Below are 20,448 nucleotides of genomic sequence, written 5' to 3'. Positions count from 1 at the left end.
TTCACACCGTCACTTGGCGAAGCGCCATTCGCATTGTTGCGTAGCAATTGCGCGGAAAAGACAAAGTTCGATGCGGCTGCACCAGAACTTCGACCGCTGTAACACCGCAAACCTGCCATTTGTTGCGGCTTTGCGCATCTCCATGATTCTCAATGGCAATTTGTGATCGGAAATTGGCGATTGTGATGAGGTGACAGCGGAACCATCTGCTACCCGGACCATTGGTCCGTTCAGTTTGGGGCAAGATGGCGAACTATGAAGAAAACAAAATTTGCGCTGATCGCCCTGTGCGCTATGGGATTGCTGGCCACGCCGGTGGCCGCCGAACAGGCAGACGAAGCCTCGGACGAGAGCATTTTCGTATTCGGCGGCCCGCTCACGGCAGGGTATTTCAGCGATGCGATCCAGCCCTGGCGGTGGGAGCTGGAATCCAATGTGTTCGTGGGCGCCGGCTATCAGCGTTTCATCTATGGCTATCAGAGCTTTCAACTCGGCCTGGAAGCAGGTCTCGGCCTGCGCCTTGGCACGCCGAGTTCTGCCGAGGCCTGGGCAGGCTTCGTCGGGCGCCTCACCGAGATCGAGCTCGGGGATATGAACATCGTGCCATCGGTCACCTTTGGCCTTTCGGCCGTGACCGATACGATCGGCGTTGAAACCGAGCGGACGGCGGCAGCAGGCCAAAGTGCCGCCATCCTCTATTATCTCGCGCCCGAGATTGCGGTGTCACACGATGACCATCCCCAGTGGGAAGCCTTCGGGCGATTGCAGCACCGATCCGGCGGATTTGGCACGATTGCCAATATTGACGGCACGAATGCCCTGACTGTGGGACTGCGCTACAAGTTCTAGTTAGAAGTTGGCGCCGCCTGCAATTTCGCGCAGTTCAAGCACGAGGCCCGGTATGCCGTTTTCAATATGCATCTGCATGAATTCGCGCGCCAGCTCGGTCGCTCCGTCGAGATCGGCAGCTTCAAATACCGCATAGCCGCCGATGACCTCCTTGGCCTCTGCATAGGGGCCGTCGGTGATCACGGGCTCACCGGTCTGGCCGACCAGCCGGCGTCCTTCATCCGCTGACTTCAGCCCGCCAGTGGAGATCAGCTTGCCGTCAGCGAGACGCTTTTCCATCCAGGGGCTCATCGCATCCATCAATCCCTGCGAAATATCCTCGGGCTTGAGGTCGGCCGGTGGAATGATGCTCATAAAGTAGCGCATCTGATGTCTCCTGTGTCTGCGACGGTACTCAATCACAACGACGAAGCATGAACGCCAATTTCGACACGGGATCGTGAATTTTTCCCCTGCCGCTGACCGTACCCGACGGTACGGTTATTCTTGCCGCCTGTGCGGAATGGGTTTAATGAAGGCGCAACACACCGGCCCCACTGGCAGCATTCCGAGGATTTGGTCATGCCCGTCTATCGTTCCCGCACAACCACTCATGGTCGCAACATGGCCGGCGCACGTGGCCTGTGGCGCGCGACCGGCATGAAGGACGGCGATTTCGGCAAGCCGATCATCGCTGTGGTGAACAGCTTCACCCAATTCGTGCCAGGCCATGTGCATCTCAAGGACCTGGGCCAGTTGGTGGCGCGTGAGATCGAGGCAGCCGGCGGTGTGGCAAAGGAATTCAACACCATCGCCGTCGACGACGGTATCGCCATGGGCCACGACGGCATGCTCTATTCGCTGCCGAGCCGCGACATCATCGCCGACTCGGTCGAATACATGGTCAACGCCCACACCGCCGACGCCATGGTCTGCATCTCCAATTGCGATAAGATCACGCCCGGCATGCTGAACGCTGCCATGCGTCTCAACATCCCGGTGGTCTTCGTGTCCGGCGGGCCGATGGAAGCGGGCAAGGCCATCGTCAAGGGCAAGCTGCAGGCGCTCGACCTCGTCGATGCCATGGTGATGGCTGCCGATGATCATTACACCGACGAGGAAGTGCAGGCCGTCGAAGAAGCCGCCTGCCCCACATGCGGTTCGTGCTCTGGCATGTTCACTGCGAATTCGATGAACTGCCTCACCGAAGCCCTGGGTCTCAGCCTGCCCGGCAACGGCTCGACGCTCGCGACGCACTCGGATCGCAAGCGCCTGTTCCAGGAAGCCGGCCACCTGATCGTTGACCTCGCCCGCCGCTACTACGAGCAGGAAGACGAGAGCGTGCTGCCGCGCTCGATCGCCACGAAACAAGCGTTCGAAAACGCCATGGCTCTCGATATCGCCATGGGCGGCTCGACCAATACGGTGCTCCACATCCTCGCTGCTGCCCATGAAGGCGGCGTCGATTTCACCATGGACGACATCGACGCCCTCAGCCGTCGCGTCCCGGTCCTGTCCAAGGTTGCTCCGGCCAAGAACGACGTGCATATGGAAGACGTCCACCGCGCCGGCGGAATTTTTGCCATCCTCGGCCAGCTCGATCGCGCTGGTCTCATCAATCGCAAGGAACCGACAGTCCACGCCGCGACCATGGGCGATGCGATCGACAAATGGGATATCTCCCGCACCAATTCCGAAGCCGTGCGCAATTTTTACATGGCCGCACCCGGCGGCGTGCGTACGACTGTAGCCTTCTCGCAGTCCAACCGCTGGACCGATCTCGACACGGACCGCGCCAATGGCGTTATCCGCTCGGCCGAAAACCCCTTCTCCAAAGATGGCGGACTGGCAGTCCTCAAGGGCAATATCGCGCTCGATGGCTGCATCGTGAAGACCGCCGGCGTCGATGAATCGATCCTCAAGTTCACCGGCCCGGCCCGCGTCTTTGAGAGCCAGGATTCCACCGTCAAGGCGATCCTCTCCAACGAGATCAAGGAAGGAGACGTGATCGTCATCCGCTACGAAGGCCCCAAGGGCGGTCCCGGCATGCAGGAAATGCTCTATCCCACGAGCTACCTGAAATCGAAGGGCCTGGGCAAAGCCTGCGCCCTTCTGACGGACGGCCGCTTCTCAGGCGGCACATCGGGCCTGTCCATCGGTCACGCTTCGCCCGAAGCGGCCGAAGGCGGCGCCATCGGCCTCGTGCGTGAAGGTGACATGGTCGAGATCGACATCCCTAACCGCACCGTCAACGTGCTCGTTTCGGACGCCGAACTGGCTGCCCGCCGTGCCGAGCAGGACAAGCTCGGCTGGAAGCCCGCACACCCGCGCAAGCGCAAGGTGACGACGGCACTTAAGGCATACGCTGCGTTGGTGACGTCGGCAGCCAAGGGCGCCGTGCGCGACACGGCCGCGATCGACAAGCTCTGGAACTGAGGGCACCGCATCACAGGTCCGCCCCCGGGCTCGACCCGAGGACGGTACCATCCGGTATGCGTCAAAGCGTTATTGCGACAAACGCGTGACAAGCCCTGCATACGGTGCTAGTACGCGCCCAGCCACTCAGCGGTCTGCCAAGACAGCTGAACTGGTCAGGCTCGATAGCGGGGATTCCACCCTCCCTATCGGGCCGACCCTAACCCCCCGAAATCGCCATCAGCTCGATACGGTCTTGCCGTCCACTACCTTGATCTGGCGGCGACAGGCCGCTGCGATTTTCTCGTCATGTGTCGAGATCAGGAAGGTAGTTTTCTCCTGCGCATTGATTTCGCCGATCAGCTCCATCACCTGCTCGGCCGACTCGCGATCGAGATTGCCGGTGGGTTCGTCGGCGAGAACCAGTTCGGGCTGGTTCATCAGCGCACGGGCAATAGCGACGCGCTGCTTCTGCCCGCCCGAGAGCTGAGTGGCCCGGAAATCCATGCGGTGCCCCAGACCGACACGCTCCAGCAGTTCTTCACCACGCGACCTGGCCTTGGCGGTTTCGCGCCCCTCGGCGATGGCGGTAGGGAAGATGACGTTTTCCAGCGCCGTGAAGTCGGGCAGAAGGTGGTGAAATTGAAAGACAAAGCCGATATGGCGGTTTCTGAACTCGGTGAGCGCCGTGTCCTTGGCCCGCGTCAGGTCTTCACCAAGCATGACATGGCGCCCGCTGGTCGGCTGCATCAACGTCCCGAGAATGGTCAGCAGGGTGCTCTTGCCTGACCCCGATGGTCCCAGAAGTGCGGCCAGGTCTCCCTCTTGCAACGCCATGTCGAGGCCCTTGAGCACGCGGGTTTCGGCCTCGCCCTCACCATAGGTCTTGATGAGGTCGGTGACTTCGACGAGCGTGCTCATTGGCCGATCACGGAAACTGGGTCGACCCGGGCAGCGGAGCGAGCCGGGAGGATCGACGCGAGAATGGCACCCACGGTGGTGAGCGTGATGGCGAGCCCATAGGCGCCTTGCCGGACATCAATGGGCAATCCGCCAGCCGAAGCATTTTCGGGCAAGGGAAAAGGTGACAGCGCCAGATAGCCCAGCCCCGCGCCGAGAAGGCCGCCCAGCAGCCCAATCAGCGTGCCCTGCAGCACGAAGACGCCGACCACGAAGGCCCGCGAGGCGCCGAAAGCCCGCATGATCCCGATTTCGGGCCGCCGGCGATAGGTCGAGAGCAGCAGCGCGCTGGCGACGCCGATGATGATCGTGACCAGCGCAAAACCCTTGATGAGATTACCGGAATTGGCCTGCGCGCGCAGGCCGCTGAGCAGTTGCGCATTCCCTTCGGTCCAGGGGGTGGCTTTGAGGCCAGTTTCTGCGGCAATGCGACGGGCGAATGCATCGGCATCATCAAGGTTGTCCAGCTTGATTTCGACCCGGCTGATACCCTGCGGCAGCTCGAACAACGTCCGCGCTGTCGCCGTGCTGACGAAGGCCGCACGCGCATCGAGTGCCTCGACGCCGAGCTCGAATATTCCCGAAATCACGAGGGCACGTTCGACATTGCGGTCGGACTGCAGCCGGATGACCTGTCCCACGCTGATGCCGAGGTCATCGGCGAGGGATTTACCCAGGATGACGGTATTGTTGGTCAGTATCGTATCGCCGCCGACCAGCCGTCCGGCGATATCGGCGATGACCGAGACCTTGTCGCCCTCGACGCCCGTAACCGAAACCGGTGCGCGCGACTGGCCCCTGATCACGAAGCCATTGCCCACGATCTGCGGTGATATGGCCTTGACCCCGGGCATGGCCTCGACGCCGGGAAGGAAGGCATCGGCGGTTCGCAGCGTATCACGCTGTCCGCTCGACTTCTGCTGAACCAGCAGCGCCTCGCTGCCGTCTGATAGCAGCAGTCCGGCATCGCGGCTCGGCGCTTCGAGCGTCACATGGGCGATATCGCCAACCGTCTGCTGCACGAGATAGATCGCGAGCCCGCCGATCAGGGCGCTCATGAAGATGAAGACGAAGACACCTGTGGCCACGCCCGCGACGAGCAGACCGGTCTGGGTCTTGCTGGAGGTAAGATAGCGCCATGCGATCTTGATGCCGTAGATCATGGCCTTACTCCGCCGTCACCAGGTCACCTGACTTGAGGGCCGTGGGATCGACGATCACGACATCACCCGTCGACAGGCCCTCGGTGACGATGACACGCTCGGCCGGCCAGTCGTTGAAGACGATGGAGCGTTCACTTGCGACGCCGCCGTCCACCACCAGTACGTGGCTCTGCGCCCCATTGGTGATGATGGCGCTGCGCGGAACCGAGAGCGCATCGGGCACTTCATCGACGATGACATTGGCATTGACCGTCTGGCCGATGGGCAGGGTCACCTGATCGTCGAAGGTAATCTTGATGGCCCGCCCACCGGTCGACGGATCGACGGTGGGAGCAGCGAAGGTTACGGTCCCTTCCTGTGCAATGCTGGCGCCAACGGGCTTCAGCATGGCCTTGAGCCCGGTGCTGACACGCGAGGAATAGAGTTCGTCGACATCGGTTTCGACCACGAGGTCGGCCGTATCGGCAATCACGAAGAGTTCGGTCTGGGTATCGACAAGTTGCCCTTGATCGAAGCCGCGCGACAGCACAACGCCGCTCATGGGCGCCTGAACCGAATATTGCGCGACCTGACGTTCCACCTGCTCCAGCGCAGCCTGCAGTCTTGCGGTTTCGTTGACGGTCGCGGCGAGCGCCAGTTCAGCCTCTTCGCGGCTGGCGCGCGTGGCATTGTCGCCGAGGGCCTGGCTGCGGGAGGCGGTTGCTTCCGCCTGGCGTTGCTTAACCTGCTGCGCATCGAGCGCTGCGCGGGCTTGTTGCACCTGGGCCTGGACGACAGAGGCATCAAGGGCCACGAGCACTTCGCCGTCCTCGACCACATCCCCAACATCGGCATTGACGGAAAGAGCCTGCGCTGAAACGGCCGACCGAATGGTGACTGACTTCCGTGCCGCAATCCGGCCGTTGACCGCCAGGACCTGAGTGACCGGCGCGGGCGCGATCGTTTCGGTGGCAACCGCCTTTGGCTTCGGCTCCCAGGGCCGCTCGACCAGCGCGTAGGCGCAAGCACCCGCGACAATCAGGAACAGGACGATCCAGCCCCAGCGCCACTTGCGGCGCCGGGTAACCGGACGGGGGGAGGTTTCGGACTTGGCCACTTCAGTTTGCCTTCTGACGCTTCCCGGAAACTACGTCCGGGGAGCGGCGCTGGATTGGTAGCGAGGCAAACTCTGGTCCGCTAGCGGCGGCCGATGGCGTCGAGCGTCTCGAAATCCTCGTCGCTGAGCTTGATCGTAGCCGCAGCGACATTGTCCTCCAGATGCTTGACCTTGCCCGTGCCGGGGATCGGCAGCATGACCGGCGAACGACGCAGAAGCCAGGCCAGAGCGATCTGGCTGCCGCTGGCGCCGTGCCGGTTCATCACCTCATGCGCCTTCTCATGACCCTCGACGAGATCGCCGCCGGCCAGCGGGAACCAGGGAATGAAGCCGATGCCATTCGCTTCGCAATAGTCCAGCACGTCCTCGCTCTTGCGATTGGCGAAGTTGTAGAGGTTCTGAACCGTGGCCACTTTGAAGTACTTCTGGGCCTCCTTGATATCCTCGACACTGACCTCGGAAAGGCCGGCATGGCGGATGATGCCTTCCTTCTGCAGTTCGGCGATGGCCTCGAACTGCTCGACGCGCGGCGTCTTCGGGTCGATGCGGTGAAGCTGCCAGAGATCGATGCTCTCTACCTTCAGTCGACGCAGGCTCATGAGCGCGCCCTGACGCAGGAACTCCGGTCGACCCAAAGGCGGCCAGACGTTCGGCCCGGTGCGGGTCAATCCGCTCTTGGTGGCAACTATCGTTCCCTGGGAATAGGGCGCCAGCGCCTCACCGATAAGCTCTTCGCTGATGTAGGGGCCGTAGCTCTCGGCCGTGTCGATGAAGTTTACCCCGATCTCGGGCAGGCGCTTGAGCACGCGGATGGCTTCGTCTCGATCCTTCGGCGGGCCCCATATGCCCTCGCCTGTAATACGCATGGCGCCAAAACCGAGGCGGTTGACCGTGAGATCGCCGCCGATGGCAAAGCTGCCCGACTGGGAAGCGTCGAGTGTGGTCATGTCAGATGTCTCCACTGAGATAGTATGGGGTTCGGAGGACGTAAGACGTCAGGCTATGCCCAGTTCCGTCCGAAGTTTTTTCGTAAGGCCTGCCGCGACGATTGCATGCGAGCGCGCGGCATAGGCCAGAAGATCGTCATCGGGCAAAGCGCCTGGTGTCACCGACACCCATTGGCGCTTGGCAAAGTAAGGCGCCTGATCGATCCCCTCCAGCGCCGTCAGGATATCGAAACTGTTCTCACCGCACTTGAGGGTCATCCGGTGCGGAGCCGCATCGGAGAGGAGGCAAAACACCTTGCCGCCGACCTTGGCAACACGCGCTTCCCACTGATCGACAAAGGTCACGCCGCCAAGCGCGCCCAATGCGGCGTCGAACCCCGATCTGGTGGAAACGCTCAATTGTCGTCGCTCACATCGGGGAGCGGTAGGAACGCGACGCCATCCTCGATCAGTCCAGCGACTTCGTCATGCGTGGCCTGTCCATAGATGCCGCGGGCCTCGGCTTCGTCGAAATGGATCTTACGGGCCTCGTCGGCGAAGCGGTCGCCGACATTTTCGGCCTCGCTGATCACCTTCTGGCGGTAGAGCCGCAGCATGTCGCGCATTTTGGCTGCATCGGGATGAGCAGCGCTCAGCGGAACCCGATCCCTGTCGGTGCGCGCCACATTGGGCGCCATTGGAGCCTTTTCGACGTGCGCGTCGCCACACTGTGCACAGGTGACAATCCCACGGGCCTGCTGCTCGTCATAGGCCGAAGCGCTCTTGAACCAGGCTTCGTAGCGATGGCCGTTCGAGCATTGAAGCGAATACTGGATCACGGGCGTAGTCGATCTGTAGTGTGGCGGATACGAGCCTCTTGGAAGAGCATATAGGCGCTCTCCTCAGCTCTGCAAACCCGGCGGAGCAAAGTCCCGGGCGTTTGCCAGTGCCGGTATCCGCTGCCGAGCTTCGGCAACCGCTGCCGCATCGATGTCGACAACGAGCACGCCCGGTTCGTCATGGTTGAGCTCGGCGATGATGCGTCCCCAGGGGTCGACCACCAGCGAATGCCCATAGGTCGCGCGGCCATTCTGGTGCACGCCGCCCTGCGCCGCCGCGATCACATAGGAGCCAGTCTCGATGGCGCGCGCCCGGAGCAGGACGTGCCAATGCGCCTGCCCCGTCGGCACGGTGAACGCGGCCGGTACAGCGATCAGCGTCGCTCCGCCATTGGCGAGCGCATTATAGAGCCTTGGAAAGCGCATGTCGTAGCAGATCGAAAAGCCGAGCCGGAAATCCGCGACCGCCGCGACCACCGCCTCGTCGCCGCCCTTGTAGGTCGCACTTTCGCGATACGCGTCGAGCCCGGCGATATCGGCATCGAAAAGGTGGATCTTGTCATACGTGCCGAGCTGCTGCCCATCCGGCCCGAACAGTACGGAGCGGTTGGCAAACCGGCCATCCTCGAGCGGGATGGGGAGAGAGCCCACGTGCACAAACATGCCGTGCTGGCGGGCAAGATCGCCGACTTCGGCCAGATGCCTGTGCCCTTCGAAAGGGGCTGCCGCCAATCGCAATTGGTCCCGGTTTTCGGGAAAGATCAGGGTCACTTCGGGGGTCAGGGCATAGGTGGCACCCTGCTCAGCAGCCTCGGCCAGCAGTGGCTTGAGTGCGGCAAGATTGGCGTCGGGATCGAGCCCCGAACGCATCTGGATGGCGGCGATCTTCATGGGTGCCTACAGGGCAAGCAGCGGATCTAGACCGCCCTGCCGGTCCAGCGCGGCCATATCGTCATAACCGCCGACATGGGTCTCGCCAATAAAGATCTGCGGCACGGTACGACGACCATTTGCGCGCTGCGTCATGCCTTCGCGCAGCGCGGGATCGAGAACTGTGATCTCGGTATAGTCCACGCCCTTGTCGTTCAGCAGCGCCTTGGCGGCATGACAATAAGGACAGGTGGGGGTGGTGTAGATTTCGACCTTGGCCATGTGCATCAGGCTCCGGAAGTCATTGAGTGTCCCTTTATATGGGGAGTTCATCGCCGATGACAACGCGGGCAAAGGTGAGAACGTTCACCTCGGAAGCACCCGCGCGCTGGAGGACCCGCGTGACCGCCTTGACTGTCGCGCCCGTCGTGTAGACGTCGTCGACCAGCACCACCGGGCGTCCCTGCAGCCGCTCCATGAAGCGCGGATGGACCGAGAAGGCGCCCTGAACATTGCGCAGGCGGCCATCCCCGGAAAGACCGACCTGCTGAAGCGTGTTGCGGTGGCGTCGCACCAGGTGCGCATCGACCGGGAGCCCCGTGAGCGTAGCGAGTTCCAAGGCAAGCAATGCCGATTGGTTGTAGCGACGCAGCCGCAGGCGGCTCGCATGCAAAGGCACCGGCACGATGATAGGCCTCGCCTCCCATAATGTGCTTCCCGCCGACTGCATCAGCCGGGCACAGAATTGGGCCAGTTCCGGCCGGTCGCCATACTTGAGGCGGCTGACAAGCGTGCCTGCTATGTCGCCATAGCGAACCGCTGCCCTTGCGGCCTGGAACGGCGGGGGATCGGCGAGGGCCTCGGCAGACCGCGCCTCGGCGCCGATGTCGGAATCGAAGGGAATGCCCAGAACCGGGCACAACGGCATCGAAATCTGTTTGAGGCCAGCAAAGCAGGATGGACAGAGCGCATTGCTTGCAGCCAGGGGCGCCTGGCACGCGATGCAGGCAGGCGGATAGAGCTGGTCGAGCAGCTGACGCCCGAGGCCCATCAGCCCCTGCCCCAGCCGCAATCCCTGCCCGGCCGCTTTGACTTCCCCTGCCCCCGTGTCCATAAGGGCGATATTGCCCTCAAGACGGCCTTGGCGAAAGCCCCCTCCATGACCACTCCGCCCCGCCTCTTCGACGATCTCCAGATCATCCGCAACCTGCGACGCCGCAAGAATGGCGAAAACTTCGTACGCGACTTGGTGCTCGAAGACCTGGCAGACCGCCTCAGTGCCTATATGCGCGACTTTTCACGCGCGATCATCATCGGCCCGGACGCGGCCACGCTGCCCGAAACGCTGTTCACCGCCAACGGCCCGGTGAGGGCCCAGCGCGTCGACGCGTTCAGCGGCGAAGACTTCCCCCAGCTACCCGAGGGACAGCAGGACCTGATCGTGACGTTGCTGCACCTGCAGGCTGTCAACGACGTGCCGGGGCATCTGGCTCGGTTGCGCCGCCTGCTCGCACCGGATGGGCTGCTGATGGCCGCTTTCGTGGGCGGCGACAGCCTCAGCGAGTTGCGCGAAGCATTCCTCACCGCCGACCTTCAGGTCTCGGGCGGCGCGTCCGCGCGCGTGGCTCCCATGGCACAGGTTCGGGACGCCGGCGCCCTCCTGCAGCGCGCCGGGTTTGCCCTGCCGGTGGCCGATGTCGAAACCCATCGCGTGCGTTATGCGACGCCCTTTGCGCTCATGGCCGAACTCAAGGCACTCGGCGCATCCAATCCGCTCTCAGACCGGCCACGCCGTATGGCGACGCGCGCCCTTCTGGCCGCAGCCACCCAGGCTTACGCGGAACGCGATGCCGATGCCGACGGGCGCGTCCGGGCCACGCTCGAAATCATCTGGCTGGCAGGCTGGGTGCCCCATGAAAGCCAACAGAAGCCGCTCAAGCCGGGCAGCGCCACGGTGAGCATGAAGGACGCCCTTGGAGGCTCATCATGACGTTGACGGTCTGGGCACTGAAAATCTTCTGCAATGGGTGAAGGACACATGAAAGATCTTCCCAAAGGCGAGATCGTGATCGTTTCGGGCCATCCCGGCTCGGGCAAGACCACGACCGCCGAGGCACTGGCCCACATGCAGGGCGGTCCGAAGGTGCATCTGCATTCGGACGATTTCTGGGGCTACATCAAAACCGGCAAGATCGACCCGTGGCTGCCGCAGGCGCACCGGCAGAATCGAATGATCATGGAGATCGCCGCAGGTGTCGCGGCCACCTATGCGCGCAACGGCTACTGCGTGCTGCTCGATGGGGTAATCCGCCCCTGGGCGCTCGAAGCCTTCGCCGCGCACGGCACGCCCCTGCACTATCTGGTGCTTCGGACCAGTGTCGGAGAAGCGGTGGCACGCTGCACCCTGCGCGCCGGCGACAGCCTCAGCGACGCCGATGTGGTCGCGTCCCTTCATGCCGAATTCGCCGATCTCGGTGCGCATGAGAGGTCTGTGCTCGATGTTGGCGGCCTTGGCCGGGATGCGGCTCTCGAACGGGTCAGGGACGCCATCCTTTCCGGTCGTTTCAGACTGTGAAGCGCTTGGCGGGCAGGCGTCGACTAACGGAAAATTAGCCACGTAAAGCTAGACAGACCCGGCCGAAGTGGACGTCGGTACCGATCTCCAATTGCCCGCAGAAGCGGATCAAGGCTGTCATGTCGCTCAAAGACCTCCCCATCCTCCATAAGTTCCTTCTGACCATTCTGGTTATGGCCATCGCTGCGCTTGCGCTCGGTGGCGTGTCCTGGCGCGAAATCACCAGTTTGCGCGACACCATGCTGACCGTCGGTGCCAAGGAAGAAGCCGCGCGCGAAGCCATGGACCTGCGCATGGACATCATCGCGATCTCGCGCATGACCTATCAGCTGGCGCGCGCGCCGGAGCGCACCGAAGACTTCGTCGCAGAAGCCGCGCGCCGCACCGAAGAAATGCGCGCTCGCTTCCCCCTTATCGAGGCCGCGGCCGATGCCGAGGAGCTCCGTCTGCTCTCGGATGTGAAGCCGGTGATGGACAGCTATTTCGGCAAGATCGACGCCATGCTGGCAGTCACCCCTTCGGGCGATGCGACGCGTATCACCGCGGCCCTTGACGAGGCCCTGGCGGCCCAGAAGGTGGTGACCGACACCGTCAAGCTCTACAGCGCCTATTCGGGCGAGCGCATGGGCAGCATGCGTGCCGAAGCCGAGGCCGGCTCCAATATTGCACTGGTGATCGTCGTGACGACCGCTGGCATCGGCATCGCGCTGGGGCTGGTGCTCTCCATTCTGATCGGTCGCCGGGCCATCGTCGTCCCGGTCAAGGCGCTGACCGGGAAGATGGCGCTGCTGGCCCAAGGCAACCTCGACGTCTCAATCGACGAAGCCGCGCGCCGCGACGAAATCGGCAACATGGGACGCGCCGTCGAAGTGTTCCGCGAGAACGCTCGCCAGATCGCCGCTTTGAGCGCGGAGGAAAAGGACCGCGCCAAGGCACTGGCCGATCGCGCGCAGGTCATGGACCGCCTCGCGACCGAGGTGCATACCGCGGTCAGCGCTGCCGGACAGGGCGACTTCTCTTATCGGGTCTCCGAGAGTTTCGACGACGCTGGCTTCAAGGCAATCGCCACCAGCGTCAACGGCCTGATCGAGACCGTCGATCGCGGCCTGCAGGAAAGTGGCGCGGTCATGTCGGCCCTGGCCCATGCCAATCTCGAACCGCGAGTCGACGGCCACTACGAGGGCGCATTCGCCCGTCTCAAGGACGATACCAACGCAGTCGCGGACCGGCTGACGGAAATCGTCACCCGCCTGCGTGGCACCTCACGCACGCTCAAGACGGCAACGGGAGAAATCCTGTCGGGCGCCAACGACCTTGCCGAGCGCACCACGCGCCAGGCGGCAACCATCGAACAAACCTCCGCCGCCATGGAACAGCTGGCCGGCACCGTGCAGCAGAACGCCAAGCGTGCCGGCGACGCCAGCAAGGCATCGGGTGATCTGACGCGTGAAGCCGAACACGGTGGACAGGTCATGGCCGACACCACCGCGGCCATGGAACGCATTTCCGCATCCTCGGCCTCGATCTCCAACATTATCGGGCTGATCGACGATATCGCCTTCCAGACCAACTTGCTGGCGCTCAATGCCTCGGTGGAAGCGGCACGTGCCGGCGAAGCCGGCAAGGGCTTTGCGGTGGTGGCGGTGGAAGTCCGCCGCCTGGCACAGAGCACCGCCGAGGCCTCGCGCGAAGTCAAGCAACTGGTGGAGCAGAGCGCCAGCGAAGTGGCGAGCGGCTCGCGCCTGGTGGTCGATGCGGCCGAGAAGCTGACCCTGATGCTGGACATGGCGCGCTCCAGCCACGCTCTCATGGACGGCATCGCCCGCGACAGTCGGGAGCAGGCCTCCGCCATCGACGAAGTCGCCATCGCCGTGCGGCAGATGGACGAGATGACCCAGCACAACGCAGCGCTGGTGGAAGAAACCAACGCCGCCATCGAGCAGACCGAGGGGCAGGCCAGCGAACTGGACCGGATTGTCGATATCTTCCGCTTGGGTGGACACGAAGCCGCCCCCCAGGCCAAGGCGCAGCCGGCGCCGCGACCCATTGCCAAGTCACCCAGCGTGGCGCGCTATCTCAGCGCCGGAAACGCTGCCATCTCCGCCGATTGGGACGAGTTCTGACCACAAAGGGCGGTGCTTCCGGCGCCGCCCTTCCCGCCTTCGCCTGACGACACAGAATTTAACATGATTGCGATAGTCATGTAATATGGGATACATCGCTCCGACTGTTATCGTGGGAGCTCACATGCGTCACTCCATGCTTATTTCCCTCGCCACGCTTGTGCTGGCGAGCCCGGCTCTTTCCCAGCCTTTCCCCGTAACCCTGACCCACGCCAAGGGCGAGATCACCATAAGCGAAGCGCCGCAGCGCGTACTTTCGCTGGGCCTGAACGACCAGGATTTCCTCTATGCCTTGGGCGTGGCACCGGTTGCCGTGCACGAATGGTGGGGCGAGCAACCCTACGCGACCTGGCCCTGGGCTGAAGCGGCACGGGACACAGTGGGCGCCGAGCCGGCGGTCCTGATGGGCTATGAAGTCGATCTCGAATGGATAGCCAGCCAGAACCCGGACCTGATTGTCGCGACCTATTACGAGCTCGATGTAGCGACCTATGAGCTGCTGAGCCAGATTGCGCCTGTCCTCGCCACGCCCCAGGGCTTCGACGATTACGGCGCGCCCTGGCAGGAGCAGCTCGAACTGATCGCGCTGGCAACGACAGGCACCACCGACAAGGCCGATGCCATCGCCGCCGATCTCGATGCCCGGCTGGCCGCCCTACGGGCCAAGTATCCGCAATTTTCCGGGCACACCGCCTCGATGGCCGACCTGCGGGACGGGCAATTTACCTTGTGGGCCAGCCAGCACGCCCCGACGCGGTTTCTCGAGAGCCTGGGCTTCAGCTTCCCCGGGGAACTGGACGAGATGGCCGACGACGCTGGCTGGATCTATCTCAGCGCCGAAAAGGCCGACGAGCTGGACCGCCTCGACGTGGTCGTATGGCCCAATGGAAAGCAGGCGGAGATCGAAGACATTTCCACCTACGCGAACACGCGTCTCTTCAAAGAAGGCCGCTCGGTGTTCCCGGGCGAAGGCGAGGACGCCCTGGCGGCTGCGCTCTGGTTCTATACGCCGCTCTCGATCGGCTACGCGGCCGAGCATTTCGCGCCCAAGCTGGCGGCCGCTCTGGAGGGACGGACTAGACGATAAAAAAGGCCGGTGTTTCCACCGGCCTCTCCAATTCGCGTTGGAGGCTGCTTATGCAGCTTCCTCGTCGCTTTCGGCCTCGGCCGCATCGGCCTTGGTCCGCTTGGGGCTCTTGGCGAGCTGCTTTTCGATCAGCTGCACAGCTTCCGTCAGCGTCAACTTGCGCACGGCGCCGATCTCTCGGCTCATGCGATCCATGGCCTGCTCGAACAGCTGGCGTTCCGAATAGGACTGCTCGGGCTGCTCTTCGGAACGGTACAGATCGCGGACCACTTCGGAAATGGCGATCAGGTCGCCTGAATTGATCTTGGCTTCATATTCCTGGGCGCGGCGCGACCACATGGTGCGCTTGACGCGGGCACGGCCGGTGACCGTGTCGAGAGCCTTGTTCACTTCGTCTTCCTCGGCCAGCTTGCGCATGCCGACAGATTTGACCTTGGCCACGGGTACGCGAAGGGTCAGCTTGTCCTGCTCGAAGCTGATGACGAACAGCTCCAAAACCAGGCCAGCGACTTCCTGCTCGTCAATGGCGGTGATCATGCCGACGCCATGGGCGGGATAAACCACGTGTTCACCCGTCTTGAACCCGAGCCGCTGCTGCTGCTTCTTGGCTACCATATGCTGGAACTCCTTATTGACGCCCCAAATGGCCGGTTCCTTGCGGCAAGGACCTGCCATTCCTACTCGTTTGGCGCCCAACCCGGGCGCATCGCGCAGTCAAACCCCATGTCGCTCCGGAACCGCTTTGCCGGAACGTCATGCATCCACACTGTCTGGTGTCAAAAAAATCGTGCCTTACGGCACGTGCTGGGTGACGGGCTCAACTGCATATGGTGAGACCATAGCACAATTTTTCAGCAGAATCAAAAAGAACGAATCACACCAGTGCGAACGGGCCGCCCGGCGGACGGCCATATGTGGTGAGACAGTGACAACAGATTGTCACGTCTGGATTTTTCGCGTTAGTTGAGGCGCATCAGTCGCCTTCGCCGGGGGCCTCGGAGAAATACTTTTCAAGCTTTCCAGCCTCGCCATCGCGGTCTTTTGCTTCGGGCAACGGATCGCGCCGTTCCGTTAGATTAGGCCATGCCACCGAGAACTTGCGGTTGAGTTCGAGCCACTCGTCCAGACCGCTTTCGGTGTCGGGCTTGATGGCTTCGGCCGGGCATTCGGGCTCGCAGACACCACAGTCGATACACTCGTCCGGGTGAATCACCAGCATGTTCTCGCCCTCATAGAAGCAGTCCACCGGACACACTTCCACGCAGTCGGTATATTTGCAGGCGATGCAATTGTCGGTGACGATGTAGGTCATCTAGGAGGCGATCCCGTTTGTGCGCGGCCTGACCCTTGGGGCAGGTCAGCCCACCTGTCTCAACGCGTTCGGTGCTAAACCGTTTTCTTCGCACTCGCAAGGCTGTCGAGGGAGACGGTTTGGCGCATCTGGCCGCCGCCGGGAAACGACTGCCTATTCCTCGTCGGATCCATGCAGGCGATCGACCTCGCGCCGCTCTTTTTTCGTCGGCCGTCCGGCGCCTGGAGAGCGTTCGGCAATGGTCGCATCGTAGGGGGAAAGCGCAGTACGCGGCATCGGAGCCGGAGACATGTCCTCGTAAAGGCCGTGTGCTTCGCTGGCGGGTCCCCGCCGCGTGCCGGGATCGAGTATGCGCCAGACGACGATGCGTCCATGGATAGACATGGTGAGCACGTCACCCGCGCCAACCTTATGGTCGGTACGATCGGTGCGTTCTGAATTGACACGGACCGCACCGCCTTCGATGATTTTCTGCGCCAGGGTGCGCGACTTGACGGCGCGCGAGAAGAACAGGAACCGGTCGAGCCGCTCCTTGCGAAGCGGTATGTCGCCCGGCCCTGCCAATCGCTACTGGCCCTTGGGCGCCTTGAGCGCCATCAGCTTGGCAAAGGGGCTGTCGGGATCGAAAGCCTTTTCCTTGCGCTCTTCCCGCTGTGGCTGGAACCGCGCGCGCTCGCCCTTCTGGTCGTCCGGGCGCCGGTTGTCCGGACGTCCCTTGCCCTTTTGAAGATGACGGGCCTTGCTCAGGTCCTGCACCTCGCCTTCGGGACGGCGTGGGCCCTTGCCCGATGGCCGCGCACGATCGTTGCGACGGCCCTGCTGGCCTTCGGCGTCGCTATCGCGGCGACCACGCGGCTCATGGCGCCGCTGTTCGCTGTTGCGACGACCCGGAAACCATACCTCGTCGAATTCGGGCTCCGCGGGAGCAGCATCGGCCGGCGCGGCATCGGGCACCGCACCCTCCGCGACATCGGGAAGCGGCGCCGGTGGTTCAATCACGGCAGGTTCGTCGACAGGGTCGACGGTTGCGGCCACAGCATCGAGCGAAGCCTCCAGCGCGGGCACTTCGGCCGACGCTTCTGCCGGAACGGCGGCGGCAGTCTTGGGAGTGCGGCGGACACGATAACCCAGTGACGTGAGGATCGAGGCGAAATCCTCGCCCGAGCAGCCCAGCAGACTGGTCATTTCCACGGTGACGCGGAAACCATTGCCTTCAGCCGCGCCCGCAGGCAGGTCGCCCGCATACGGACGGCCCGCATCGATGGCGATCAACGGACGAATGATATCGGCTAGACGTTCAAGGATATCGACGCGCACGGCGCGACCGCCGGCGACCTTGAAGCCCGCGACCTCGTAGAGGCGCGCGTCGACTTCTGGATCGACCACGAAAGAGGTGCGGCCCGAAAGCACGATATGCGGGATATCGGTGACGCCGGGCTGGCGAATGCCGCCGTGTTTGAGTGCAAACAGGATAAGGGCAAGTTCGCGCGGCGCGGGCTTGAGCGAAAGCGGCAGGTAGAGGTGATAGGCGCCGAACTTGATGCCGAGTTTCCTCAGCTTGCCACGCACATCCTGGTCGAGGCCCTTGACCTCGTCGGCGACAGCTGAGCGCGGCAGGAGCCCGATATTCTCGAACAGCTGATAGGCCAAGCCCCGGGCCGTACCGTCAATGTCGGCCGGCGCCTCAAGGGTCATCACCTGCTCGAGCACGGTGTTGATGTGATGGCGCAGCCAGAGCGAGAGGCGATCCTGAACCTTTTCCAGATCCGGGCCGGTCAGCGTCTCGTCGGCCAGCATGATGATGCGCGGACGATAGAGGCTGTCACCCTCGGCCAGTTCGGCCACGATCTCGCCGCGCCAGCGCAGTCGACCATCGGTGGCCAACACGAATTCTTCATTTGGCGAACCGGCGAGCCGTTCGGCACGATGGCCTATCTCCGGGGCGACCACCGAGTCGGCTGCGCTGCGCAAACCCTTGGCGTCCACGTCGCCATCGTTGCGGGCCAAGGTGAAGCGGAAGCCTTCGAGCGTGCCGATGAGATGGCCTTCCAGCCTGACTTCGCCGCGCTCGTTAATTTCGGGAGATACCATACGTTTGTCTTTCAGGTGGCGGAGCAACACGCTGGTGCGCCGATCGACGAACCGTTGCGTGAGTCGCTCATGCAGAGCGTCACTCAGGCGGTCTTCAATGTCTCGCGTCTTTTCGCGCCAATAGGTAGGGTCTTCAAGCCAGTTTTTGCGGTTCGCGACAAAGGTCCAGGTCCGGATTTGCTTGATCCGATTGCTGAGTGTGTCAATGTCGCCCTCCGCATTGTCGCAAAACCGCACCTGCTCGGCAATCCAGTCTGCCTTGACCGATCCATTTCGTTTCAAATCCGAATAGATCCGGGTGACGATTTCGCCGTGAGCGGCCGGTGATATCCCCTGATAGTCGGGAATCTGGCAGCATTCCCAGAGCAGTTTGACCGCATCATGGCCACGCGCCAGCGCTCCGGCCTCATTGCGCGCGACGAATTCGAGCGCGTGCTGATCCTTGGCGACGGGCACGCGGGTTAACGTACGATCCTCAGGCGGCTCCTCGAGCGAGTGGCGCAGACGCTCGATGGAAGAGAAATCGAGCTTGCTGTTGCGCCATTGCACCTGCCGCACCGGTTCGAAGTCGTGCGTTTCGAGCTGGACGACCAGTTCCTCGTCGAAATTCTCGGTGCCACCGGTGACGCCGAACGTGCCGTTGTGCCTGTGCCGCCCTGCCCGTCCGGCGATCTGTCCCAGTTCTGCCGGCGTCAGCGGCCGGGACTGGTGGCCATCGAACTTGGTGTCGTCGGCAAAGGCGACGTGGTGGATGTCGAGGTTGAGGCCCATGCCGATGGCGTCGGTGGCCACGAGGAAATCGACATCGCCGTTCTGGTAGAGCTCGACCTGGGCATTGCGGGTGCGCGGGCTGAGCGCCCCCATGACCACGGCAGCGCCGCCCCGCTCGCGACGGATCAGCTCGGCGATGGCGTAAACCTGCCGCGCTGAAAATGCGACAATGGCGGAGCGCGGCGGCTGCCGGGAAATCTTTTTGGAGCCGGCATAGGTAAGCTGCGAGAAGCGCGGCCGGTCGATAATTTCGACATGCGGGACGAGCTTTTTGACCACATTGGCCATGGTGCCCGAACCAAGCAGCAGCGTTTCATGAAAGCCGCGCGCCTTCAGGATGCGGTCGGTAAAGACATGGCCGCGATCGAAATCGATGGCCGTCTGGATTTCGTCGATGGCAACGCAATCAACGTGAATATCCATCGGCATGGCTTCCACTGTCGCCACCCAGTATCGCGGCTTAACCGGCACGATGCGCTCTTCGCCGGTAATCAACGCCACGGCCTGTTCACCGACCCGCTCCACGACGCGCTGGTACACCTCGCGGGCAAGCAGGCGCAGCGGCAGGCCAATCATCCCCGTGGGATGGGCCAGCATGCGCTCGATCGCATAATAGGTCTTGCCGGTGTTGGTCGGGCCAAGGATCGCCTTGACCGTGTGGGCGGGAGAAAAGCTCATTGCTTCCTATCTAGGATGTCCGCGCCACGCTTGCGAGGGGCATCACGGACTTGTCCCAGCAAAGGACAGTTTTGTCACCAAATCGCCACGACAATTCAACGACAGAACGAAATAGGAACGAAACAGAACCGAATCGACGCGAAGCGCGCAATCCTGTTTTGTTCACGGCTAGATATGGTGGTGAGAAACCAAGGCAATACGCAACTCACGCCTAATGGTGCCAGCAGTTCGTCCTTGAGGGGGCCAAATGCTTCAGATTGATTGCTAATGGGTTAAACTGGCGCTGGGAGACGCAAACCTGAACAGGAGGTAAACCTCTCGCACACCGACATTTTTTGAATTTTTATTCGGTCCGCCCAGGACCGCCTGGGCTTTTGCTGCGGGCATTGACGATAAATCCGGTTGACGTCTCGGATTGGCACATCTGCGAAGCTTCCGGCGTCGCTGCCTTCAGCGCAAGACCCCTCGTTCCCATGACGGGATCCACGAATGATATGCGTACCCGGCCACACCAGGTGAGAGTGTAAGTCCTTGAATCATTTTGGAACATTAATGTTCCCGGACCGGCGCGGACCTTTACCATTGAACCAAACCCGGAACGAACGGAGACAGAATCGGGCCTGAATCACCAATGCAGGTTTGTTCTCCACCACATATGGTACGTCTCGACCGGCCACGGGGCTATGGCGCGGCACAGCCAGCGTCCTAGGTAGG

General features: G+C 62.6%; 20 protein-coding genes. 6 read left to right on the top strand and 14 right to left on the bottom strand.

The window, feature by feature from the left end:
* Positions 1-255 precede the first annotated feature (255 nt).
* A complete protein-coding gene (locus tag CCK88_RS18090) occupies positions 256-849 on the top strand; it encodes a hypothetical protein (protein WP_086471930.1) in 594 nt (197 codons plus the stop codon).
* Here the strand turns inward: CCK88_RS18090 and CCK88_RS18085 are convergent, their stop codons facing one another.
* Complete coding sequence (locus CCK88_RS18085) at positions 850-1,215, bottom strand: YciI family protein (protein ID WP_086471929.1); 366 nt, start codon at positions 1,213-1,215, stop codon at positions 850-852. It abuts the gene before it with no gap.
* Between the two features lie 195 nt (positions 1,216-1,410).
* On the opposite strand from CCK88_RS18085, the gene ilvD reads away from it, so the two are divergent.
* A complete protein-coding gene (ilvD, locus tag CCK88_RS18080; RefSeq protein ID WP_086471928.1) occupies positions 1,411-3,264 on the top strand; it encodes a dihydroxy-acid dehydratase in 1,854 nt (617 codons plus the stop codon).
* 219 nt (positions 3,265-3,483) lie between these two features.
* Here the strand turns inward: ilvD and CCK88_RS18075 are convergent, their stop codons facing one another.
* The 9 genes from CCK88_RS18075 to CCK88_RS18035 form a co-directional block, all read right to left on the bottom strand.
* Positions 3,484-4,164, bottom strand: coding sequence for an ABC transporter ATP-binding protein (locus tag CCK88_RS18075; RefSeq protein ID WP_086471927.1), 681 nt, complete (start codon positions 4,162-4,164; stop codon positions 3,484-3,486).
* Complete coding sequence (locus CCK88_RS18070) at positions 4,161-5,366, bottom strand: ABC transporter permease (RefSeq protein WP_086471926.1); 1,206 nt, start codon at positions 5,364-5,366, stop codon at positions 4,161-4,163. The genes CCK88_RS18075 and CCK88_RS18070 overlap by 4 nt, the downstream gene beginning before the upstream one ends.
* A 4-nt stretch (positions 5,367-5,370) precedes the next feature.
* Positions 5,371-6,462, bottom strand: coding sequence for an efflux RND transporter periplasmic adaptor subunit (locus CCK88_RS18065; protein WP_086471925.1), 1,092 nt, complete (start codon positions 6,460-6,462; stop codon positions 5,371-5,373).
* Between the two features lie 80 nt (positions 6,463-6,542).
* Positions 6,543-7,409, bottom strand: coding sequence for an aldo/keto reductase (locus CCK88_RS18060; RefSeq protein ID WP_086471924.1), 867 nt, complete (start codon positions 7,407-7,409; stop codon positions 6,543-6,545).
* A 48-nt stretch (positions 7,410-7,457) separates the two neighbouring features.
* The gene (locus CCK88_RS18055; RefSeq protein WP_086471923.1) at positions 7,458-7,808 is read right to left on the bottom strand and encodes an MmcQ/YjbR family DNA-binding protein; all 351 of its coding nucleotides are present in this window, start codon (positions 7,806-7,808) and stop codon (positions 7,458-7,460) included.
* Positions 7,805-8,227, bottom strand: a complete 423-nt coding sequence (locus CCK88_RS18050; RefSeq protein WP_086471922.1) for a DUF1178 family protein — start codon at positions 8,225-8,227, stop codon at positions 7,805-7,807. The genes CCK88_RS18055 and CCK88_RS18050 overlap by 4 nt, the downstream gene beginning before the upstream one ends.
* 63 nt (positions 8,228-8,290) lie before the next feature.
* The gene (locus CCK88_RS18045; protein ID WP_086471921.1) at positions 8,291-9,118 is read right to left on the bottom strand and encodes a carbon-nitrogen hydrolase family protein; all 828 of its coding nucleotides are present in this window, start codon (positions 9,116-9,118) and stop codon (positions 8,291-8,293) included.
* 6 nt (positions 9,119-9,124) lie between these two features.
* Positions 9,125-9,379 (bottom strand): glutaredoxin 3, encoded by a 255-nt coding sequence (gene grxC, locus CCK88_RS18040; protein WP_086471920.1) that lies wholly within the window; start codon positions 9,377-9,379, stop codon positions 9,125-9,127.
* 34 nt (positions 9,380-9,413) lie between these two features.
* Complete coding sequence (locus CCK88_RS18035; protein WP_244557583.1) at positions 9,414-10,211, bottom strand: ComF family protein; 798 nt, start codon at positions 10,209-10,211, stop codon at positions 9,414-9,416.
* Positions 10,212-10,256: 45 nt separating this feature from the next.
* Here CCK88_RS18035 and CCK88_RS18030 point away from each other — a divergent pair, with 45 nt between their 5' ends.
* The 4 genes from CCK88_RS18030 to CCK88_RS18015 all read left to right on the top strand — a co-directional run bounded on the left by CCK88_RS18030 (position 10,257) and on the right by CCK88_RS18015 (position 14,882).
* A complete protein-coding gene (locus tag CCK88_RS18030; RefSeq protein ID WP_170926549.1) occupies positions 10,257-11,087 on the top strand; it encodes a class I SAM-dependent methyltransferase in 831 nt (276 codons plus the stop codon).
* 48 nt (positions 11,088-11,135) lie between these two features.
* The gene (locus tag CCK88_RS18025; RefSeq protein ID WP_086471918.1) at positions 11,136-11,672 is read left to right on the top strand and encodes an AAA family ATPase; all 537 of its coding nucleotides are present in this window, start codon (positions 11,136-11,138) and stop codon (positions 11,670-11,672) included.
* A 119-nt stretch (positions 11,673-11,791) separates the two neighbouring features.
* On the top strand, positions 11,792-13,795 hold the full coding sequence (locus tag CCK88_RS18020; protein WP_244557582.1) for a methyl-accepting chemotaxis protein: 2,004 nt from the start codon (positions 11,792-11,794) through the stop codon (positions 13,793-13,795).
* A gap of 124 nt (positions 13,796-13,919) precedes the next feature.
* Positions 13,920-14,882 carry an ABC transporter substrate-binding protein gene (locus CCK88_RS18015; RefSeq protein WP_170926548.1) on the top strand — a complete coding sequence of 321 codons (963 nt, stop codon included), beginning with the start codon at positions 13,920-13,922 and terminating at the stop codon, positions 14,880-14,882.
* Positions 14,883-14,930: 48 nt separating this feature from the next.
* Here the strand turns inward: CCK88_RS18015 and CCK88_RS18010 are convergent, their stop codons facing one another.
* The 4 genes from CCK88_RS18010 to CCK88_RS17995 all read right to left on the bottom strand — a co-directional run bounded on the left by CCK88_RS18010 (position 14,931) and on the right by CCK88_RS17995 (position 19,734).
* The gene (locus tag CCK88_RS18010; RefSeq protein WP_086472037.1) at positions 14,931-15,497 is read right to left on the bottom strand and encodes a CarD family transcriptional regulator; all 567 of its coding nucleotides are present in this window, start codon (positions 15,495-15,497) and stop codon (positions 14,931-14,933) included.
* A 358-nt stretch (positions 15,498-15,855) separates the two neighbouring features.
* Complete coding sequence (gene fdxA, locus CCK88_RS18005; RefSeq protein WP_086471916.1) at positions 15,856-16,194, bottom strand: ferredoxin FdxA; 339 nt, start codon at positions 16,192-16,194, stop codon at positions 15,856-15,858.
* Between the two features lie 153 nt (positions 16,195-16,347).
* Positions 16,348-16,758, bottom strand: a complete 411-nt coding sequence (locus CCK88_RS18000; protein WP_244557581.1) for an RNA-binding S4 domain-containing protein — start codon at positions 16,756-16,758, stop codon at positions 16,348-16,350.
* A gap of 3 nt (positions 16,759-16,761) precedes the next feature.
* Positions 16,762-19,734, bottom strand: a complete 2,973-nt coding sequence (locus CCK88_RS17995) for a helicase-related protein (protein WP_086471915.1) — start codon at positions 19,732-19,734, stop codon at positions 16,762-16,764.
* Positions 19,735-20,448 lie beyond the last annotated feature (714 nt).

Source organism: Devosia lucknowensis, assembly GCF_900177655.1.
Lineage (GTDB): Bacteria > Pseudomonadota > Alphaproteobacteria > Rhizobiales > Devosiaceae > Devosia > Devosia lucknowensis.
The sequence above is the reverse complement of the archived record's forward strand: the minus strand, read 5'-3'. Positions and strand labels throughout refer to the sequence as shown.

What these genes read in the sequence shown, in the direction of transcription:
- CCK88_RS18090 (WP_086471930.1), top strand. Translation starts at nt 256, where the DNA reads ATGAAGAAAACAAAATTTGCGCTGATCGCCCTGTGCGCTATGGGATTG.
- CCK88_RS18085 (WP_086471929.1), bottom strand. Translation starts at nt 1,215, where the DNA reads ATGCGCTACTTTATGAGCATCATTCCACCGGCCGACCTCAAGCCCGAG.
- ilvD (WP_086471928.1), top strand. Translation starts at nt 1,411, where the DNA reads ATGCCCGTCTATCGTTCCCGCACAACCACTCATGGTCGCAACATGGCC.
- CCK88_RS18075 (WP_086471927.1), bottom strand. Translation starts at nt 4,164, where the DNA reads ATGAGCACGCTCGTCGAAGTCACCGACCTCATCAAGACCTATGGTGAG.
- CCK88_RS18070 (WP_086471926.1), bottom strand. Translation starts at nt 5,366, where the DNA reads ATGATCTACGGCATCAAGATCGCATGGCGCTATCTTACCTCCAGCAAG.
- CCK88_RS18060 (WP_086471924.1), bottom strand. Translation starts at nt 7,409, where the DNA reads ATGACCACACTCGACGCTTCCCAGTCGGGCAGCTTTGCCATCGGCGGC.
- CCK88_RS18045 (WP_086471921.1), bottom strand. Translation starts at nt 9,118, where the DNA reads ATGAAGATCGCCGCCATCCAGATGCGTTCGGGGCTCGATCCCGACGCC.
- grxC (WP_086471920.1), bottom strand. Translation starts at nt 9,379, where the DNA reads ATGGCCAAGGTCGAAATCTACACCACCCCCACCTGTCCTTATTGTCAT.
- CCK88_RS18035 (WP_244557583.1), bottom strand. Translation starts at nt 10,211, where the DNA reads ATGGACACGGGGGCAGGGGAAGTCAAAGCGGCCGGGCAGGGATTGCGG.
- CCK88_RS18030 (WP_170926549.1), top strand. Translation starts at nt 10,257, where the DNA reads ATGACCACTCCGCCCCGCCTCTTCGACGATCTCCAGATCATCCGCAAC.
- CCK88_RS18025 (WP_086471918.1), top strand. Translation starts at nt 11,136, where the DNA reads ATGAAAGATCTTCCCAAAGGCGAGATCGTGATCGTTTCGGGCCATCCC.
- CCK88_RS18020 (WP_244557582.1), top strand. Translation starts at nt 11,792, where the DNA reads ATGTCGCTCAAAGACCTCCCCATCCTCCATAAGTTCCTTCTGACCATT.
- CCK88_RS18015 (WP_170926548.1), top strand. Translation starts at nt 13,920, where the DNA reads ATGCGTCACTCCATGCTTATTTCCCTCGCCACGCTTGTGCTGGCGAGC.
- CCK88_RS18010 (WP_086472037.1), bottom strand. Translation starts at nt 15,497, where the DNA reads ATGGTAGCCAAGAAGCAGCAGCAGCGGCTCGGGTTCAAGACGGGTGAA.
- fdxA (WP_086471916.1), bottom strand. Translation starts at nt 16,194, where the DNA reads ATGACCTACATCGTCACCGACAATTGCATCGCCTGCAAATATACCGAC.
- CCK88_RS17995 (WP_086471915.1), bottom strand. Translation starts at nt 19,734, where the DNA reads ATGAGCTTTTCTCCCGCCCACACGGTCAAGGCGATCCTTGGCCCGACC.